17 protein-coding genes, 1 tRNA gene and 1 riboswitch are annotated in these 15,420 nt (G+C 60.2%); of the genes, 11 read left to right on the top strand and 7 right to left on the bottom strand.

Annotated elements, in window-relative coordinates:
* Window positions 1-96 precede the first annotated feature (96 nt).
* The 8 genes from hisG (at window position 97) to GMO_RS08760 (ending at window position 5,791) form a co-directional block, all read left to right on the top strand.
* Complete coding sequence (hisG, locus tag GMO_RS08795; protein ID WP_040508861.1) at window positions 97-801, top strand: ATP phosphoribosyltransferase; 705 nt, start codon at window positions 97-99, stop codon at window positions 799-801.
* A complete protein-coding gene (hisD, locus tag GMO_RS08790) occupies window positions 798-2,102 on the top strand; it encodes a histidinol dehydrogenase (protein WP_008852019.1) in 1,305 nt (434 codons plus the stop codon). Before hisG ends, hisD begins: the two co-directional genes overlap by 4 nt.
* Window positions 2,103-2,278: 176 nt before the next feature.
* Window positions 2,279-2,497 carry a translation initiation factor IF-1 gene (gene infA / locus GMO_RS08785; RefSeq protein WP_008852017.1) on the top strand — a complete coding sequence of 73 codons (219 nt, stop codon included), beginning with the start codon at window positions 2,279-2,281 and terminating at the stop codon, window positions 2,495-2,497.
* An 11-nt stretch (window positions 2,498-2,508) separates the two neighbouring features.
* On the top strand, window positions 2,509-3,174 hold the full coding sequence (locus GMO_RS08780; RefSeq protein ID WP_008852016.1) for a Maf family protein: 666 nt from the start codon (window positions 2,509-2,511) through the stop codon (window positions 3,172-3,174).
* The gene (locus GMO_RS08775; protein WP_008852015.1) at window positions 3,162-4,214 is read left to right on the top strand and encodes a ribonuclease E/G; all 1,053 of its coding nucleotides are present in this window, start codon (window positions 3,162-3,164) and stop codon (window positions 4,212-4,214) included. Before GMO_RS08780 ends, GMO_RS08775 begins: the two co-directional genes overlap by 13 nt.
* Entirely contained in the window at window positions 4,211-4,387 is a 177-nt protein-coding gene (locus GMO_RS08770) for a DNA gyrase inhibitor YacG (RefSeq protein WP_008852014.1), read from the top strand. The genes GMO_RS08775 and GMO_RS08770 overlap by 4 nt, the downstream gene beginning before the upstream one ends.
* 60 nt (window positions 4,388-4,447) lie before the next feature.
* Window positions 4,448-4,523, top strand: a tRNA-Phe gene (locus GMO_RS08765).
* Between the two features lie 329 nt (window positions 4,524-4,852).
* Complete coding sequence (locus GMO_RS08760) at window positions 4,853-5,791, top strand: GIY-YIG nuclease family protein (RefSeq protein ID WP_008852012.1); 939 nt, start codon at window positions 4,853-4,855, stop codon at window positions 5,789-5,791.
* Window positions 5,792-6,049: 258 nt separating this feature from the next.
* Here the strand turns inward: GMO_RS08760 and ribH are convergent, their stop codons facing one another.
* The 5 genes from ribH to GMO_RS08735 form a co-directional block, all read right to left on the bottom strand.
* A complete protein-coding gene (gene ribH / locus GMO_RS08755; protein ID WP_008852011.1) occupies window positions 6,050-6,529 on the bottom strand; it encodes a 6,7-dimethyl-8-ribityllumazine synthase in 480 nt (159 codons plus the stop codon).
* On the bottom strand, window positions 6,526-7,779 hold the full coding sequence (locus tag GMO_RS08750; RefSeq protein ID WP_008852010.1) for a bifunctional 3,4-dihydroxy-2-butanone-4-phosphate synthase/GTP cyclohydrolase II: 1,254 nt from the start codon (window positions 7,777-7,779) through the stop codon (window positions 6,526-6,528). The genes ribH and GMO_RS08750 overlap by 4 nt, the downstream gene beginning before the upstream one ends.
* Complete coding sequence (locus GMO_RS08745) at window positions 7,776-8,414, bottom strand: riboflavin synthase (protein ID WP_008852009.1); 639 nt, start codon at window positions 8,412-8,414, stop codon at window positions 7,776-7,778. Before GMO_RS08745 ends, GMO_RS08750 begins: the two co-directional genes overlap by 4 nt.
* The gene (gene ribD, locus GMO_RS08740; RefSeq protein ID WP_050801444.1) at window positions 8,396-9,391 is read right to left on the bottom strand and encodes a bifunctional diaminohydroxyphosphoribosylaminopyrimidine deaminase/5-amino-6-(5-phosphoribosylamino)uracil reductase RibD; all 996 of its coding nucleotides are present in this window, start codon (window positions 9,389-9,391) and stop codon (window positions 8,396-8,398) included. Before ribD ends, GMO_RS08745 begins: the two co-directional genes overlap by 19 nt.
* A gap of 150 nt (window positions 9,392-9,541) precedes the next feature.
* A riboswitch (FMN riboswitch) is annotated at window positions 9,542-9,700 on the bottom strand.
* Window positions 9,701-9,853: 153 nt separating this feature from the next.
* Window positions 9,854-10,045 carry an entericidin A/B family lipoprotein gene (locus GMO_RS08735; protein WP_008852005.1) on the bottom strand — a complete coding sequence of 64 codons (192 nt, stop codon included), beginning with the start codon at window positions 10,043-10,045 and terminating at the stop codon, window positions 9,854-9,856.
* 202 nt (window positions 10,046-10,247) lie between these two features.
* Here GMO_RS08735 and GMO_RS08730 point away from each other — a divergent pair, with 202 nt between their 5' ends.
* A complete protein-coding gene (locus GMO_RS08730) occupies window positions 10,248-11,693 on the top strand; it encodes a cryptochrome/photolyase family protein (protein ID WP_008852004.1) in 1,446 nt (481 codons plus the stop codon).
* 54 nt (window positions 11,694-11,747) lie between these two features.
* Here GMO_RS08730 and GMO_RS08725 read toward each other — a convergent pair whose 3' ends face one another.
* Both GMO_RS08725 and GMO_RS08720 read right to left on the bottom strand, forming a co-directional pair.
* On the bottom strand, window positions 11,748-12,200 hold the full coding sequence (locus GMO_RS08725) for a hypothetical protein (protein WP_008852003.1): 453 nt from the start codon (window positions 12,198-12,200) through the stop codon (window positions 11,748-11,750).
* A 76-nt stretch (window positions 12,201-12,276) separates the two neighbouring features.
* Entirely contained in the window at window positions 12,277-12,882 is a 606-nt protein-coding gene (locus GMO_RS08720; RefSeq protein ID WP_008852002.1) for a Crp/Fnr family transcriptional regulator, read from the bottom strand.
* Between the two features lie 274 nt (window positions 12,883-13,156).
* On the opposite strand from GMO_RS08720, the gene GMO_RS08715 reads away from it, so the two are divergent.
* Both GMO_RS08715 and GMO_RS08710 read left to right on the top strand, forming a co-directional pair.
* Window positions 13,157-13,984 (top strand): OmpW/AlkL family protein, encoded by an 828-nt coding sequence (locus GMO_RS08715; protein ID WP_008852000.1) that lies wholly within the window; start codon window positions 13,157-13,159, stop codon window positions 13,982-13,984.
* Between the two features lie 288 nt (window positions 13,985-14,272).
* Window positions 14,273-15,409, top strand: a complete 1,137-nt coding sequence (locus GMO_RS08710) for an efflux RND transporter periplasmic adaptor subunit (RefSeq protein ID WP_040508757.1) — start codon at window positions 14,273-14,275, stop codon at window positions 15,407-15,409.
* Window positions 15,410-15,420: the final 11 nt, after the last annotated feature.

Below are 15,420 nucleotides of genomic sequence, written 5' to 3'. Positions count from 1 at the left end.
TTTTCTGACGCCCGGTCAGGAAATTTTGGAAGAATCCTGCTTCGTGATATGCGCTGCGGTTCGAAGAATGCCGCGGACCAGCAAGGACAGAATGCCATGACAGCGCCTCAGATCACCGGAGCCGAGACGTCTGCCGCAAACCATTCCCCCCTGATCCTTGCTCTGCCAAAAGGACGCATCCTCAAGGCGTTGAGCCCGGTTCTGCAACGCACCGGCATTGCTCCGGACCGGGACTGCCTTGAAGAGAGCAGCCGCCGTCTTCGTTTTGGCACCTCGGACCCGAACCTGGATGTCGTGCGTGTGCGCTCTTTCGACGTCGCCACTTTTGTGGCCTATGGCGGAGCGCAGATCGGTGTCTGTGGTGCGGATGTGCTGATGGAATTCGATTATCCGGACATTTACGCCCCGCTCGATCTCGGCATTGGAGGATGCCGGATTTCGGTAGCGCGTCCGAAGTCGATGACGGAAGACCCGACGAAAGGACAGTCCCGCCTGCGCGTGGCTACGAAATATCCGACCATTGCACGGCGGCACTTCGCCTCCCGCGCCATCAATGCGGAAATCGTCCATCTCAACGGCGCCATGGAACTGGCTCCCACGCTGGATCTGGCCAGCGTGATCGTGGATCTGGTGGATACCGGTTCCACCCTTCGCGCCAATGGCCTGATGGAGACGGAAACCATAGCGCACGTCACCAGCCGCCTGATCGTCAATCGCGTGGCGCTCAAGACGCAACCTGAGGAAATCGGCGCCCTGATCGAGCGTTTCCGCGCGGCCCTGGCTCAGGAAATCGCAGCATGAAGCGCCTCGATACGACCAGCTCCGGTTTCAGCAGTGCGTTCGCTACTCTTCTGTCCGATCGCGGGAGCGAGGAGCGCAGTGTTGCCGAACCCGTCCGGGCCATTCTTGCTGATGTCCGTAAACGCGGTGACGCTGCCCTGTGTGATTACACCGCTCGTTTCGACCGCCTGACCCTGCCACCGGAAAAACTCCGTATCGGTGCGGAGGAAATTGCGGAACAGGCCGCTCTGGTTCCGGCCGGGCTGATGGAGGCTCTGCGGGTCGCTGCCCGCCGGATCGAAGCGTTTCACGTCGCGCAGATGCCGAAGGATCTGGACTTCACCGACGAAGATGGAATCCGCCTCGGCATGCGATGGACAGCTCTGGATGCGGTGGGATTGTATGTCCCCGGTGGCAAGGCTGCCTATCCATCCTCCGTCCTGATGAACGCCCTGCCAGCGCGCGTGGCCGGCGTCGGGCGCGTGGCCATGTGCGTGCCGTCGCCTGATGGTGTGCTGAATCCGCTGGTCCTGGCCGCCGCGCAGCTTTGCGGCGTGGAGGAAATCTACCGGATTGGCGGGGCGCAGGCCGTGGGTGCCATGGCTTATGGCACGGACCTTATTGCGCCCGTGGACCGTATCGTCGGGCCTGGAAACGCCTTCGTGGCGGAAGCCAAGCGGCAGGTTTTCGGACATGTCGGGATCGATAGCATCGCCGGTCCGTCTGAAGTCGTGGTGGTGGCGGACGGGAAGAACGATCCCCGGCTGGTCGCCATCGACCTTCTGGCGCAGGCGGAGCATGACGAGCAGGCACAGGCCATTCTCGTCACGACCGATGCCGGATTTGGGGACGCCGTAGCCGAGGCTGTCCGTGTGGAACTCGAGACGTTGCCCCGGGCGGCCATTGCCTCGAAAAGCTGGGACGATCATGGGGCTGTCATCGTTGTCCGCAGTCTGGACGAAGCCGCGGATGTCGTGAACGCGCTGGCGCCGGAACATCTGGAAGTCCTGTTGGATGATCCGCGCGGTTTCAGCGCGCTCATCCGTCATGCCGGGGCCATTTTCCTGGGGCGGTACTGCCCGGAAGCGGTCGGTGATTACGTAGGTGGCCCCAATCATGTCCTGCCGACCAGTCGCACGGCGCGTTTCGCGTCCGGCCTGTCCGTGTACGACTTCATCAAGCGCACCACGACCATCCAGGCGGATGCCGCGGGCCTGCGGCGGATCGGGCCGGCCGGGGTGGCGCTGGCCACGGCGGAGGGACTCGATGCCCATGCGCTGAGCCTCTCGGCGCGGCTGGAAAAAATCGGCCCTTCATCCTGAAAGTCGGACATCTTCTTCAGGAACAGGAAAGATCAGGGTGGAAAAGCGCTGAAAATCCGCGTTGCGCTTGACGTTTGCCCCTGTAGTCCGCACATAGCGGAACTGGATTTTCAGGCTTCGATCCGGAGCCGCTGCCCCGCGCAGATCATGACCCTGTCCCTGAAGCAAGGATTCCCATGTCCAAAGAAGACCTGATTGAATTTACTGGTACCGTCACGGAACTGCTGCCGAACGCCATGTTCCGCGTCACGCTTGATAACGAACATACCATTCTGGCGCATACGAGTGGCAAGATGCGCAAGAACCGGATCCGCGTTCTGGCCGGTGACCGCGTGAACGTCGAGATGACCCCGTATGACCTGACCAAAGGCCGGATCACGTTCCGCTTCAAGTAAGATCCGCGTAGATGGAGTCCTCCTCTCCCGCTTCTGTCGGACGGACGGTGACCGGACAGGCCGGAACCCCCGAACGGCCTGCCTTCGTCTTGGCGTCTGCTTCTCCCCGTCGTCTGAGCCTTCTGGGCCAGATCGGCATTGTTCCCGACGGCATTCTTGCCGCCGATGTGGATGAGGAGCCGCGTCCCGGGGAATTGCCCCGCCCTCTGGCCCAGCGTCTTGCTGCGGAAAAGGCCGAACGCATTGCCATTGGGCTGAACGAGCCGGCCCTTGTGCTGGGAGCCGATACGGTCGTGGCCGTCGGGCGGCGCATTCTTCCCAAGGCTGAGGATGAAAAGACCGCGCGGGCCTGTCTGCGCCTGCTGTCCGGGCGGCGGCACAAGGTCATTACGGCGGTTGCGCTGCGTCCGACAGGGGCATGGCCGAAAGGGGTGTCCCACGAGCGCGTGGTGGAAACCGCCGTTACGTTCCATCGCCTGACGCCCGAGCAGATTGACGCCCTGATTGCCTTTGGGGACTGGCAGGGCAAGGCAGGGGGATATGCCATACAGGGCGCCGCCGCCTCCCATATCCGCCAGATCGGAGGAAGCTACTCCTCCGTGGTGGGCCTTCCCCTTTTCGAAACGGCACAGCTCCTGCGGGGCCAGCCGAAACGGCAGGGTGGATGGGTGATCTGATCGAGATCCGCGCCGCCTGTTCTCCGGGCGAAATGCGGATTGCCGTGATCGACCATGATGTCCTGCTGGATGCCGCGCTCTGGCGCCCCGGTATTCCGGACGGATTTGAAGACCGCCATGTCGTGCGTGTCCAGACGGTCGCTCCCGCACTGGGGGGCGCGTTCGTTCTGCTGGCTGGTGGTGAGAGCGGATTTCTGTCCACCCGGCAGCCTCTCGTCCAGGGGGCACTGGCCGGTGCGCAGGTCACACGGTCTGCCCAGAACGGCAAGGGCCTCCGACTGCGGCCCGTTACGCTGCCTCTGGATGGGGTGATGGGGCCGATCCTGCTGGAGCGTGGCCCGTCCCCGCTGGAGGAACTGGCCGACCGGTATCCTGATTCTCCCATCTTTGTGGATGATCCCGGCATGGCCGCCCGTCTGCCTTCCCGCCTGAGATCCCGTCTCAGGCGGTGCCAGCAGGCCTTCGACGGCGCGCTGGAAGCAGATTTCGAAGCGCTGGAGAGTCCTGAGGCCGATCTCGGTCTTCTGACAGCCAGTATCTTCCCGACACCCGCTTTGGTGGCCATTGATCTTGACAGCTCCGGGAACCCTGATTTCAAGGGGAATGTCGCCAGTTTCCCGGAGCTCGCGCGGCAGATCCGTCTGCGGAACCTCTCCGGAACGCTGCTGGTCGATCCTGCGGGGGTCAAGACACGCAAACGCCCCGCGCTGGCAGGTTTTCTTCAGGATGCCCTGAAAGATGATCCGCTGACACCGCAGGTCCTGGGTGCCACACCATCGGGTCTGCTGGAACTGACCCGCCCCCGGCGACGGCCCCCCTTGCATGAGCTTCTGTCTTCCCTACATGGAAAAGCGCTCTCCCTCCTGCGGCAGATCCTGCGTGAGAACCGCCCGGGCCGCACACTGACAGCTTCCATTCCTCTGGCTAGGGCTCTGGAGAGCGACCCGCTGGCGCTGGAGGATTTCATGTCCCGCCGTGCCGCCCCGATAGAGATTGTCCTGAACCCTGATGCGCCGCCTGCAAGCTGGAGCCTGTCATGACCGCCACCTGTCCCATCTGTCATCGTCCCACCGATCCGGCTTTCCGTCCCTTCTGTTCCAGACATTGCGCGGATGTCGATCTGGGACGCTGGTTCAACGGAAATTACCGCGTTCCATCCTTTCGTCAGGACAATGATGAAGATGCTGCGGAATATCCTGAGCAGAAGGGTTGATCCCGTCCGAATCATGGGCTACACCCCATTTCCGCAACGGGTAAATACCTGAAGCCCGGTGCCCAAGTAGCTCAGTTGGTAGAGCATGCGACTGAAAATCGCAGTGTCGGTGGTTCGATCCCGCCCTTGGGCACCATTCCATTTTTCCCATTAAAATCAATGTTTTAAATGGCGCTTCTGCCCTACGGGTCATTTTTGACTGTCGAGTGGAATATTCCGCCATCTATGGCCAGGGTAAATGCATGCTCTGCCAGACGCTTCTGATCGGCTGCATACATGTAGCGCTGAACCCTCTTTCAGAGACCTTTGCCCCGTTACCGCAGCACTCTCATGCGCGGTGCATCCCATCTCGGCTATCTTCGCGGCATACTCCATCGTTTCATGATGATGGCTTGGCTCCAGGCAATCAATCTGCAACAAAGTTTCGGGAGTCAGCAGCAGAAAATATTGAAGGAAGCCATTTGAATGGTCCATCCGCAGACCATTCAAATATTTCTCCCGGATGGCGATCCGCAGGGCATCCGGGTGGCAGCGATCACGACCCGGATTGTGCAAGTAATTGAAGTCCCTCGTGTGCGCCTTGATGATTTTCTGGCCATGCCCGAGGCTTCTTATGTTGGATTTTACATGCTTTTCGGCGAGGATGACGACACGGGAGCGGCGAAGGCTTATATTGGTCAGACTGGCAATCTCGGCGTGCGGCTAAAGCAACACCATGAAAAGAAAGACTTTTGGAATCGCGCGCTTGTAGCATTTTCCCTGACGCGTAGCCTGACTGTCACCCATGCGCACTATCTGGAATGGCTGGCGATCAGCCGCGCGACAGAGACAGGGCGCTACAGCCTCGAAAACGGCACAGTGGGGAGCAAACCGCACACGCCTGCGCCAATGGAGGCCGAGTGTCGCGAGATATTTGAGACGGTTGATATACTGCTGACGACGCTAGGCTTTCCAATATTTAAGTCGCTTGTGCCGCGTAATAATAACCAGTTTCCGGTTATCGAGAAGCCGATGATCAATGACGCACCGGAGGTTGTTCAACTCACGGACAATTCGATCGAACATGAATTAAAGACTGCCGATGGCGTAGACGGGCGCGCCCGTTATACTGAAGAAGGATTAGTGGTACTCCGGGGATCGCGGGGACGAGTGGAAGGCGGTGCGTCATTCTACAAACACAACTACTATACCAAGCGCCAGGAAATGATTGATGCAGGTATCCTCTCGATGAGCTGCGATACCATAACATTTACCCGAGATATGCTTTTTACATCTCCCAGTCCTGGTGCTGTTTTTCTTTTAGCCCGCGTAGCTAACGGCTGGGTGGAGTGGAAAGATACCTCTGGCCGCACTCTTGCGGAGATCACAGGACGCAACAGGCAGACAGACGGAAGCGACGGATGAGCGACCCTCACAAGGAGTGCTTCCGTGGCGGAAACCTAAATCTGATGTAGATGTCTGCTCTACCTCAGTCGTAGATTTTGATTGTTCGCGCGGCCGCAATTTTTCTTTCTGGCGTAGTCGTCACGTCGGCCACGCTTAATCTCAGTCGTGGTGGCATCGCGCCGAACATATCGTCTGGTCAATGAGATTCAGTGTCGGTCGGGCAGGGGCAACCGGCCTGTCTGAACGCCGCGAGACTTCCAGACAGGCAATGGGTGGTTACGGCTGGCCGGGAACATTGCGCAGGAACGCGACACTTTCCACGCAGGCTGCTGCGGCTTCACGGCCCTTGTTTTCCGCGTCCTTGCGGGACCGGCTGATCGCCTGGACTTCCGTGTAGGTTGTCAGGACACCGAATGCGACCGGGACTTCCGTCGCAAGCTGAGCCTGCATGATACCGATGGTCGCACCGAGGGAAATGAACTCGAAATGCGCCGTATCGCCCTTGATGACGCAGCCAAGGCAGATCACCCCTTCATACCGGCTCGATTTGGCCAGGCGTTGCGCCAGCAGGGGAAGTTCGAATGCGCCGGGTGCGTCGTAAACATCCACGTCCGTAATGTCGCGTTCTTCCAGCCATTCCAGCGCGCCGTTTTTCAGGCCTCCGGTAATCTCCGTGTTGAAACGGCTAACGATGATGGCCAGCTTCGGCGCAGGAGTCAGACGCAGATCAGGTGCGACGGGGATATGTTTGCTCATGCAGGCTGTTCCTGGAGAAAATGCCCCATCCGCGTGCGTTTCGTGGCGAGATAGGCGCGATTGAAAGGATTGGCCTCGATTTCCAGCCGCTCGCGGGACTGAACGTCGAATCCGAAACGGACAAGACTGGATTCCTTGTCCGGGTTGTTGGTCAGAAGGCGCAGGGATGTCACGCCGAGATGGTGCAGGATGTCAGCGGCCGCATCCCACTCCCGGGCGTCCGCCGGGAAACCGAGCGCCCTGTTGGCCTCGACTGTATCCATGCCGTCATCCTGAAGCTCATAGGCGCGGATCTTGTTGGCCAGACCGATCCCCCGGCCCTCATGCCCGCGCAGATAGATCAGAACGCCGGATTCGGTGGCGGAAATCCGTTCCAGTGCTTCCCGCAACTGCGCCCCGCAGTCACAACGCAGGGAACCCAGGGCATCTCCCGTCACACATTCGGAATGCAGCCTGACGAGCGGAACCGTTGCCGAGGGGTCTCCCTTGACCAGCGCTACATGCTCCACGCCGTCCACGGCCCGGAACGCATGGACCCTCAGGTCATGACCGCCGAAAATGCTCGGCAGGGCGGCTTCCGCCACCATCTCTCCGGTGGCCGGAACCGGTGTACTGATGAGTTGGGTATCATCGACCGGACCGCGCCCGTGTTCGCGGCACCAGTCCTGAAGGTCGGCAATGCTGACGATCGGCAGGCCATGCTTCTTTCCGTACTGCCGGAGTTCCGGAAGGCGCATCATGCTGCCGTCATCTGCCATGATTTCGCAGATCACCCCGGCCGGTTCCAGTCCTGCCAGCCGGGCAATGTCGATGGACCCTTCCGTATGGCCATTGCGCCCCAGGACCCCGTCCGGATGGGCACGGAGCGGGAAGATATGCCCCGGCGAGATCACATCCTCCGGCTTTGCGTCCGGGTTGGCGGCCACAACAATGGTGCGGGCGCGGTCAGCAGCGGAAATGCCGGTCGTCACGCCTGTTGCGGCCTCAATCGAGACGGTGAAGGCCGTGCCTCGCGGGTCACGGTTGCGGGTGACCATGGGAGGCAGGCCAAGACGGTCTGCGTGTGCGGCTTCCAGCGGCAGACAGACCAGGCCGCGGGCCTCGCGGACCATGAAGTTGATGGCTTCCGGCGTGGCGAACTGCGCCGCCATGACAAGATCGCCTTCGTTTTCGCGGTTTTCGTCATCGACCATGATGACCATGCCACCCGCGCGAATGGCTTCGATCGCGGACTTCAGGGACGGTTTCATGATGCAGCCTTTGCAAGTTCCGGCGAAAACCGCAGCAGGTTCTCGACATATTTGGAGAGAACATCGACCTCCATATTCACCCGGTCGCCCACGGCGAGGGTGGAAAGGTCCGTATGCTCCCAGGTATGGGGGATGATGGTGAGGCCGACGGTAAAACCCGTCTCGTTTCCATCTGTCACGCCGTCATGAAGTTCATTCACGGTCAGGCTGATGCCATCAAAGGTGATCGATCCCTTTTCCACCACGTAACGGCGCAGGGCCTGCGGAACGAAGATCCGCAATGCAAAGGAGTCACCGGCCTTCTCGATGCTGACCAGTCTTCCGACCGTATCCACATGCCCCTGCACGATATGGCCGGACAGGCGGGTGCTGGCCGCGACGGCCCGTTCCAGATTGACCCGCGATCCGGTTTCCAGACGGTTCAGCGCGGTCCGGGAGAGGGTTTCGCCGCTCAGGTGGAAGTCCGCCATGCCGTCTGGCGTGAAGGAGGCCACGGTCAGACAGACACCGTTCACGGCGATGCTTTCGCCCAGTTCAAGGTCGGGCAGTCCGGTCTCGATCGTCAGGTCCATGGCCCTGTCCCGCAGGGAGACACCCCGGACCTTGCCCAGACGTTCTATGATTCCAGAGAACATGCGTTTTCCCTCAACAGTCGCAGCGGGCTTTCCCCGCGTGATCTCAATGTGATGCAATCCGGTCCGTCCGTCTCTTTCCGGATGGTCAGCCAGTCATCCCACAGTCCGGCCTCAGCCACGGCGTCCAGCAGCGCCGGACCGCCTTCGACCATCGCCCAGTTGGCGCCCCGTTCCGCCAGCATGGCGGGAACGGACAGCAGGTCGCGGCTGACCAGAACCTCGAAACCGGCCTGCGTCATATCCCGCCGCCAGTCATCGGGGAGGCGCCCCTGCCGGTCACAGACCACCAGCATGCGTGGTTTCCGTTCGGAATGATCCGCCACATGCCGCACCGTAAAGCGCGGACGATCCGCCAGAACCGTTCCTGCGCCCGTGATGATCGCATCCGTCGCACGACGCAGACGGTGCGCCAGCAGCAGGGAGGAATGGGATGTAAAGGTTTTCTGCCCGGCTGGCGGGATCATGGAGCCATGAATGTCCAGGGCCTGCTTGACACTGATCCAGGGACGTCCGCGCATAACCCGGCTGGCGAATGGCGCGAGCAGGGCCTGACAGTCACGGGCAAGATCGGTCATGTCCGGAAGGGTGTTCAGCAGGATGACAGTTTTGCCGCCCGGTTCCTCACGAAGTCGCGCCGCCCCCCCCGCAGCCTGCGGGTTCGGATCGGACGCACCGATCCAGACCGTGCGGACCGGACTGTTGCGCAGGGCTTCACTACAGGGAGGTGTGCGCCCTGTGTGGTTGCAGGGCTCCAGCGTGACGAGCGCCACTCTGGCCTGCTCCAGCACACCAGTTTCTCGCGCCTGTTTCAGGGCCATGGCTTCGGCGTGGGGCTGGCCCGCATGCGGGTGGACACCCACTGTCAGGAGTCGTCCTTCTGCGTCCAGAAGCGCACAGCCCACAGACGGGTTGGGCGCGGTCGCACCCAAGGTATCGACCGCCTTCGAGATGGCCGCGCGAAAGCCTTCGCGGATCATCGCGTGAGATGGCAGAGCAGGAGAGGCAGACAGATCAGACAAGACGGCGTCAGAAGTCCCAGACAGTTGGGACGCTCACAGGGCGCACGCCACCCTCTTCCGAGGCAGAAAGCGCAGCACGAATGACTGCCCTCCACACCCGGACGGGGATTGCGTTCTCTCTCATCCGGACTGTGACCGTCGGCTCCGGAATCTCACCGGATCTGCTTGACCCTTCTCCCTGAAAGGAAGAAGGCGCTCGCGGGCTGAGATGGACCGAAATCCATCATTACCGCCGGTGGGGAATTTCACCCCGCCCCGAGAACGTCATGTTCAGCCGTAATTATGGGCCGTTCCGACCGATGATGACAAGCAAAAATCCGTCATCGCTGCCTTGAGCAGAACGGCATCCTGCCCGTTCATTCAGTTCCCGGGGCGGGAAACAGGCTGCCACGGTCCGACGGGCAGCCTGAATGGTCACATTCAGTTGGGGGATGCGCTGGTGCTGCGTGTGATGGCGCCTTGTGTGGCATTGGCGCCGCGGGAAACATTATGCCCGACGGAACTGACATCCTGTCCGGCACCACGCATCGTGTTGCAGGCGGAAAGGGTTACGGCTGCGCCTGACAGCAGGACAAGGGAAAGAGCAAGGCGGGCGATGGAAGTCCTGATCATGGTATAGACTCCTAGAGAGCATTCTGATCGTGGAACGCCAGGCGAATTCCAAAGTTTGCAGGCAGGTTTTTATTATCCCGTTTCTGATGCTCCGGAGTGTAACAAGACAAGACGGGTGACTGGACCTGAAATCTCAAGTCATGAACGATTTCCCGGCCGAAACGCTAGGAAACCCAGACCAGAGTTTGAAAAAAGAGGTTTCATGTCTCCCGCTTCTTCCCTTTCCCGTCCTGTCATTGTGTGTTTCCGCGACGATCTGCGCATGGCTGATCATCCTGCATTGCATGAAGCTGCAGCCTCGGGAGCACCTGTTCTGTGTGTATATGTTCTGGACGATGAGACGTCGGATCTCCCCCCACCGGGTGCCGCCAGCCGCTGGTGGCTGCATGGCACTCTGGCCGATCTGAGGGGCGCGCTGGAAAAGCGGGGAGGGACCCTTCTGACACTGGGCGGGCCGCTGGAAAAAATCCTGCCCCGGCTGGCGGAGGAAACGAACGCCCGGTGCATCTACTGGCATCACAGGCTCCATGAAAAAGAGCGGCAGCAGGATGAACGTCTCATCAGGACGCTGAATCACAAAGGCGTGGAAGTCCGGGCGCAGTGGGGGAGCGTGCTTCTCGATCCTGAACGGATCCGTACGAAAGAGGGCGGGTTCTACCGGGTTTACACATCCTTCTGGAAAGCCCTTCAGGGGCAGGCGGTGCCAGAGCCACTGGACCTGCCGTCAGATTTTCCGTTCTTCAGGGTGGCTCCCTCGCTGATGAAAACCGACAGGCTGGATGAAGCCGCACTGCTGCCTCGTCACCCCGACTGGGCCGGTGGTCTGCGCTCCACCTGGGAACCGGGTGAACGGGAAGCTCATGAACATTTGACGGATTTCCTGCATCATGAAGTCGATCACTATGGTCGGGGCCGGGATCTCATGGCGGAAGAGGGGACATCCCGTCTGTCACCTTATCTCGCATCCGGTGCCATTTCGCCGCGGCAGGTCTGGGCCACGGTGGGCGAACATGGCCTGAACGGGGAGGACGCACGGATTTTCCGGTCTGAAATCGGCTGGCGGGAATTCGCACGCTATACGCTCTATCATTTTCCGCAGCTTTGCGAGCGCAACCTGAACCGGAAATTCGATGCGCTCTCCTGGCGCCGGGCGCCAGAGGATCTTCGAGCCTGGCAGAAGGGGCAGACGGGGATTCCCGTCGTGGATGCCGCGATGCGCCAGCTCTGGCAGACCGGATGGATGCATAACCGGGCCCGCATGATCGTCGGCTCGTTTCTGACCAAGCATCTTCTGGTGGACTGGCGGGAGGGAGAAGCCTGGTTCTGGGATACACTGGTGGATGCGGACCGGGCCAACAATACCATGAACTGGCAGTGGGTCGCGGGAACGGGCATCGACGCCGCACCGTTCTTCAGGGTGTTCAATCCCAGTCGGCAGGCGGAGAAATTCGATCCGGACGGTGATTATATCCGGCGATGGGTGCCTGAACTCGCGAAGCTCTCGGGCAAAGCCCTTGTGGAACCCTGGAAGGCACAGGCGGAAGATCTGCATGCCGCAGGTGTCACGCTTGGAAAGACCTATCCGCATCCCATCGTGGATCTGGCCGAGGGGCGAAGCCGCGCCCTGGTGACTTTCCGCAGTCTCTGAAAGAAATGAAAATCTTCCGGTCCGCAGCAAATGACGGACCGGAAGGAGAGCGGGTCAGAGACCGCCGTTCAGCAGGTTGTTCACGTCGCCACGTGTCTTACTGCCGAGGTTGTTCAGTTCCTGACGGTTCTGCTGGCCGGCATTGCGGAACTGGTCGATCCGCTGCGTCTGCTGGTTGCGCATGGTGTTGAGTTTGGACTGCTCGCCATTGATCTGGTTCTGAAGGCGCTCGCGCTCACGGGCCGGCGCATTCGCATACTTGTCCTTCAGGTTCTGGATCCGCTGCTCCCGTTCCTGCTGCGCTTTCTGGGAGTTTTCCTGATATTTGCGCACACGGTCGTTCAGGCAGTCTTCACGGCGTGTCAGACGACCCACCATGTCGGTGCTGCCCGTCTGGTTGCATGTGGAGGTCGAACTGTCATCGGCATTGGCCAGCGGGGCTGCTGCCACGGCCCCGGCGATCACGGCAGCAGAAAGAAGCGAACGAATGAAGATGGATGACGACATGGTAATCTCCTGTGACAGATTTAATAATCATGAAGCACGATTTAATGGCGGGAATGTGGCCCGGACAACAGGATCGCTACTCGGCCCCTTCGGCAATGAGGGAAATCCGCTCCGGGGCCAGTAATGAGATGTGTGTAATCGCGCGGATATTGATGAGGCCTTCTTTTTTGAATGCGCTGAAGATCCTGCTGACTGTTTCAATCGTCAGACCGAGATAGTCTGCAATGTCACTACGCGGCATGGGCAAGTCGAGTTCAATTGTTTCTGCCATCTGTTCGGTGTCCGGACCGTGAAGCAGGCGGGCCCGTTCTATCAGGAAGGTGGCGACTCGCTCGCGGGCTGTCTTGCGTCCCAGAAGGGTCATCCGGGCCTGCATCAGGATGAGTTCGCGCGAGGCTTCTTCCCGAAGGCGGTGTTCAAGATTCGGAAAACGGTGCGTCAGACGGCTCATGCCGGCATGGGGAAACCGGCACAATGTGACCGTTCCCAAAGCTTCGGCGCCGAAAGCATAACTTCTGGAGGCAGCCAGCCCCAGAAAATCTCCACCCTCCGCAAATCCGGTGATCTGGCGCCGTCCGTCCGGGAGGAGGGTGAACAGTTTGACCCGCCCTTCCGTGACCACGAAGAAATCATTGGCGGGAGAGCCTTCTTCGATAAAGGAACGCCCGTCCGAAACGGTCATGCGTGAAGATTCCCTTGCCAGAATGGCAAGATCACAATCGTCAATGGCGCTGCATATACTATGGCGACGACCCACACAGTGTGAGCAGCGGTCGTGGATATCTTCCGTGGAGCGTGACGAGGACATGATGGAAGCGTATCTCCGGGCTGGGACAACGGGTGTGGCAACTTGGCTTCACTGTAGCACATAATTGAATGGACTTGATCCAGGTCAAGGTGGCGTCTGGGGAGGAATGCTTTGTGAGGCTCAACGATTGTTGATGGAACAACACCTCATGAAGATTTCCGCATACGCGCTTGCAGCCGCCGTCGGCCTGATGGCCACGCCGGCTTTTTCCCAGACAACCGCGCCTGCTCCGGCTGTGACGCCGGTTGCGCCGCAGGCCACGGTCAGCGCGCCCATGACGGCGGCGCCTGTTCCGATGGTGAACATTCAGGCACCCCAGAGGAATTCTTCTGGCCGGTGTGGCATTTTTGAAACATGCGCCAATACCAAGATTGGTCTTGGCAAGGGCGATTTCCTGATCCGTCTGTCCGCTCTTGGCGTCCTGCCGGAAGACCGGGACAGCTCCCTCTGGCTGAACGGCCATCACATCGGCGGTCGCGTGAAGACCACCCGTCAGGTTATGCCGGAACTGACGTTCGAATACTTTTTCACGGACAACATCTCTGCTGACCTGATCGCAGCCAGCACCCGTCACGAGATTGCTGCCGAGGGTATTCCGAGCGTGGGCAAGGTCGACGTTGGCAGCGCCTGGGTCCTGCCGCCGACCATCACGCTGGCCTGGCATTTCCGTCCGCATAAACGCTTCAACCCATATGTGGGTGTCGGTGGTACGCTGGCCTGGTTCCATAACGTTTCTCCGGCTGGCGGACCTCTGGCCCAGAAGGTCAATCTCGGCGTGACGGGTGGCCCGTCCTTTAACGTCGGTTTCGACTATCAGGTTGTCGGCAACTGGTTCTTTAACTTCGATGTGAAGCAGGTGTTCATGCGCGTCCATGCGTGGACGAACGATCGTGGCGTACCGGGTGAAAACTCCGTCACGGCTCACGATTCCCTCGACCCGACCCTCGTGGCTGCCGGTATCGCTTACCGTTTCTGATTTTTCAGAACAGCCTGTCAGAGTCTGAAAGGGCGGCCCGGTTATGGGCCGCCCTTTCTGCTTTTTGAAAAGGCCTGCTTTGAAAAATAAGTGAAACTTTTGCAATCTGCCTGTGAAAACCCTATCTTCGCGCCCTGTTGCGCTTGGCTTAAGCCCCCAGATGCGGCAGGTAGCTCTCTGCCATGAAAACAGCCGGATTCATGGATAGAGGTGTTGCCAGAGACTGATGCGGTCCGCACTCTCCGGCCGGAGCGGTTCCTATCTGCCATTACGGGGTTTTCTATCAACATGCGTATCTCCCGCGTTGGCATACTGGTCATTGGCCTGTCCTGTGCCGCCGCTCTTTCTGTTCTTGTCCTGAAGTATCATGCAGCTCATACCCCGGTCCCGGCGGTGGAGCCGCCAATGTTCGCTGTTGAAAATGGCAGTATTGTTCTGCGCAGTGGGGCTCCGCTTGAAAAGCGACTGATCGTCACGCCCGTTTCGCGAAAGCTGGGTGCGCAGGATGTTACCCTGCCGGGACAGGTCATGGCTGAGCCGGACCATCAGCTGAACATTCTTTCTCCCGTGACGGGGCGTGTCCTGAGCGTGAACGTCCGTCTGGGGCAGAAAGTTCACCGGGGACAGCTTCTCATAACAGTCGCGGCGGGCGATCTGGCGCAGGCTTGGGCGGATGACCGCCGGGCGCGGGCAACCCTGGATTTTGCCCGTCGCGCCTATACGCGGGCAAAAGGCGTCCAGACGATTGGCGGCAATGCCGTCAAGGATCTGGAATCCGCCCGCAATGACCTCGCGCAGGCCGAGGCCGAGGCCGACCGGACGCAGCGGCGTCTGCAATCCCTTGGCGCCCGCCCAGGGTATTCCGCGCAGGGTGAAGTGCCTCTCGTCTCTCCCGTCGATGGTGTGGTGGGTGCGGTCAATACGGCGCCCAGCCAGAACGTGACGGATGCCACGGCTGTCCTGATGACTGTTCTGGACCTCTCGGAAGTGTGGATTGCGGCTGCGTTGCCGGAGAACCGGCTGGCGCAGCTTCAGCCTGACAACACCCTTTTCGCCACGTTCAGGACCCTGCCGGACAAAACCTGTTCCGGCCCGATCACAACGCGGGATGCCGCCCTGCACTCCGATACGCGACGGCTGAACCTTTACCTGGCCTGCCCGAATCCGGATGGTCTTCTGCGTCCCGGCATGTATGCGGACGTAAACCTGAATGTGCCTGATCCGGATACCATTGTTGTTCCGAAGACTGCCCTGCTGATGAACAATGACCAGGTCTCGGTCTTCGTGGAAACCACACCGCGCACATTCCGCCGGCGCTATATCAACATCAGTTACGACGAGGGAGATAACGTCCGGGTCCTGTCCGGCCTTTCGGCCGGGGAGCGTATAGTGACCACAGGCGCCGTTCTCCTGAATGATGACTGATCCGGTGGCGC

The sequence above is a fragment of the Gluconobacter morbifer G707 genome (genome assembly GCF_000234355.1).
Classification (GTDB): Bacteria; Pseudomonadota; Alphaproteobacteria; order Acetobacterales; family Acetobacteraceae; genus Gluconobacter; species Gluconobacter morbifer.
Note: the sequence above shows the minus strand (reverse complement) of the source record. Positions and strands in the feature narration are given on the sequence as shown.

Excerpts from the sequence above, each read along its gene's own strand:
- hisG (WP_040508861.1), top strand. The coding sequence starts at position 97 with ATGACAGCGCCTCAGATCACCGGAGCCGAGACGTCTGCCGCAAACCAT.
- hisD (WP_008852019.1), top strand. The coding sequence starts at position 798 with ATGAAGCGCCTCGATACGACCAGCTCCGGTTTCAGCAGTGCGTTCGCT.
- infA (WP_008852017.1), top strand. The coding sequence starts at position 2,279 with ATGTCCAAAGAAGACCTGATTGAATTTACTGGTACCGTCACGGAACTG.
- GMO_RS08780 (WP_008852016.1), top strand. The coding sequence starts at position 2,509 with ATGGAGTCCTCCTCTCCCGCTTCTGTCGGACGGACGGTGACCGGACAG.
- GMO_RS08775 (WP_008852015.1), top strand. The coding sequence starts at position 3,162 with ATGGGTGATCTGATCGAGATCCGCGCCGCCTGTTCTCCGGGCGAAATG.
- GMO_RS08770 (WP_008852014.1), top strand. The coding sequence starts at position 4,211 with ATGACCGCCACCTGTCCCATCTGTCATCGTCCCACCGATCCGGCTTTC.
- GMO_RS08760 (WP_008852012.1), top strand. The coding sequence starts at position 4,853 with ATGGTCCATCCGCAGACCATTCAAATATTTCTCCCGGATGGCGATCCG.
- ribH (WP_008852011.1), bottom strand. The coding sequence starts at position 6,529 with ATGAGCAAACATATCCCCGTCGCACCTGATCTGCGTCTGACTCCTGCG.
- GMO_RS08750 (WP_008852010.1), bottom strand. The coding sequence starts at position 7,779 with ATGAAACCGTCCCTGAAGTCCGCGATCGAAGCCATTCGCGCGGGTGGC.
- GMO_RS08745 (WP_008852009.1), bottom strand. The coding sequence starts at position 8,414 with ATGTTCTCTGGAATCATAGAACGTCTGGGCAAGGTCCGGGGTGTCTCC.
- ribD (WP_050801444.1), bottom strand. The coding sequence starts at position 9,391 with ATGATCCGCGAAGGCTTTCGCGCGGCCATCTCGAAGGCGGTCGATACC.
- GMO_RS08735 (WP_008852005.1), bottom strand. The coding sequence starts at position 10,045 with ATGATCAGGACTTCCATCGCCCGCCTTGCTCTTTCCCTTGTCCTGCTG.
- GMO_RS08730 (WP_008852004.1), top strand. The coding sequence starts at position 10,248 with ATGTCTCCCGCTTCTTCCCTTTCCCGTCCTGTCATTGTGTGTTTCCGC.
- GMO_RS08725 (WP_008852003.1), bottom strand. The coding sequence starts at position 12,200 with ATGTCGTCATCCATCTTCATTCGTTCGCTTCTTTCTGCTGCCGTGATC.
- GMO_RS08720 (WP_008852002.1), bottom strand. The coding sequence starts at position 12,882 with ATGACCGTTTCGGACGGGCGTTCCTTTATCGAAGAAGGCTCTCCCGCC.
- GMO_RS08715 (WP_008852000.1), top strand. The coding sequence starts at position 13,157 with ATGAAGATTTCCGCATACGCGCTTGCAGCCGCCGTCGGCCTGATGGCC.
- GMO_RS08710 (WP_040508757.1), top strand. The coding sequence starts at position 14,273 with ATGCGTATCTCCCGCGTTGGCATACTGGTCATTGGCCTGTCCTGTGCC.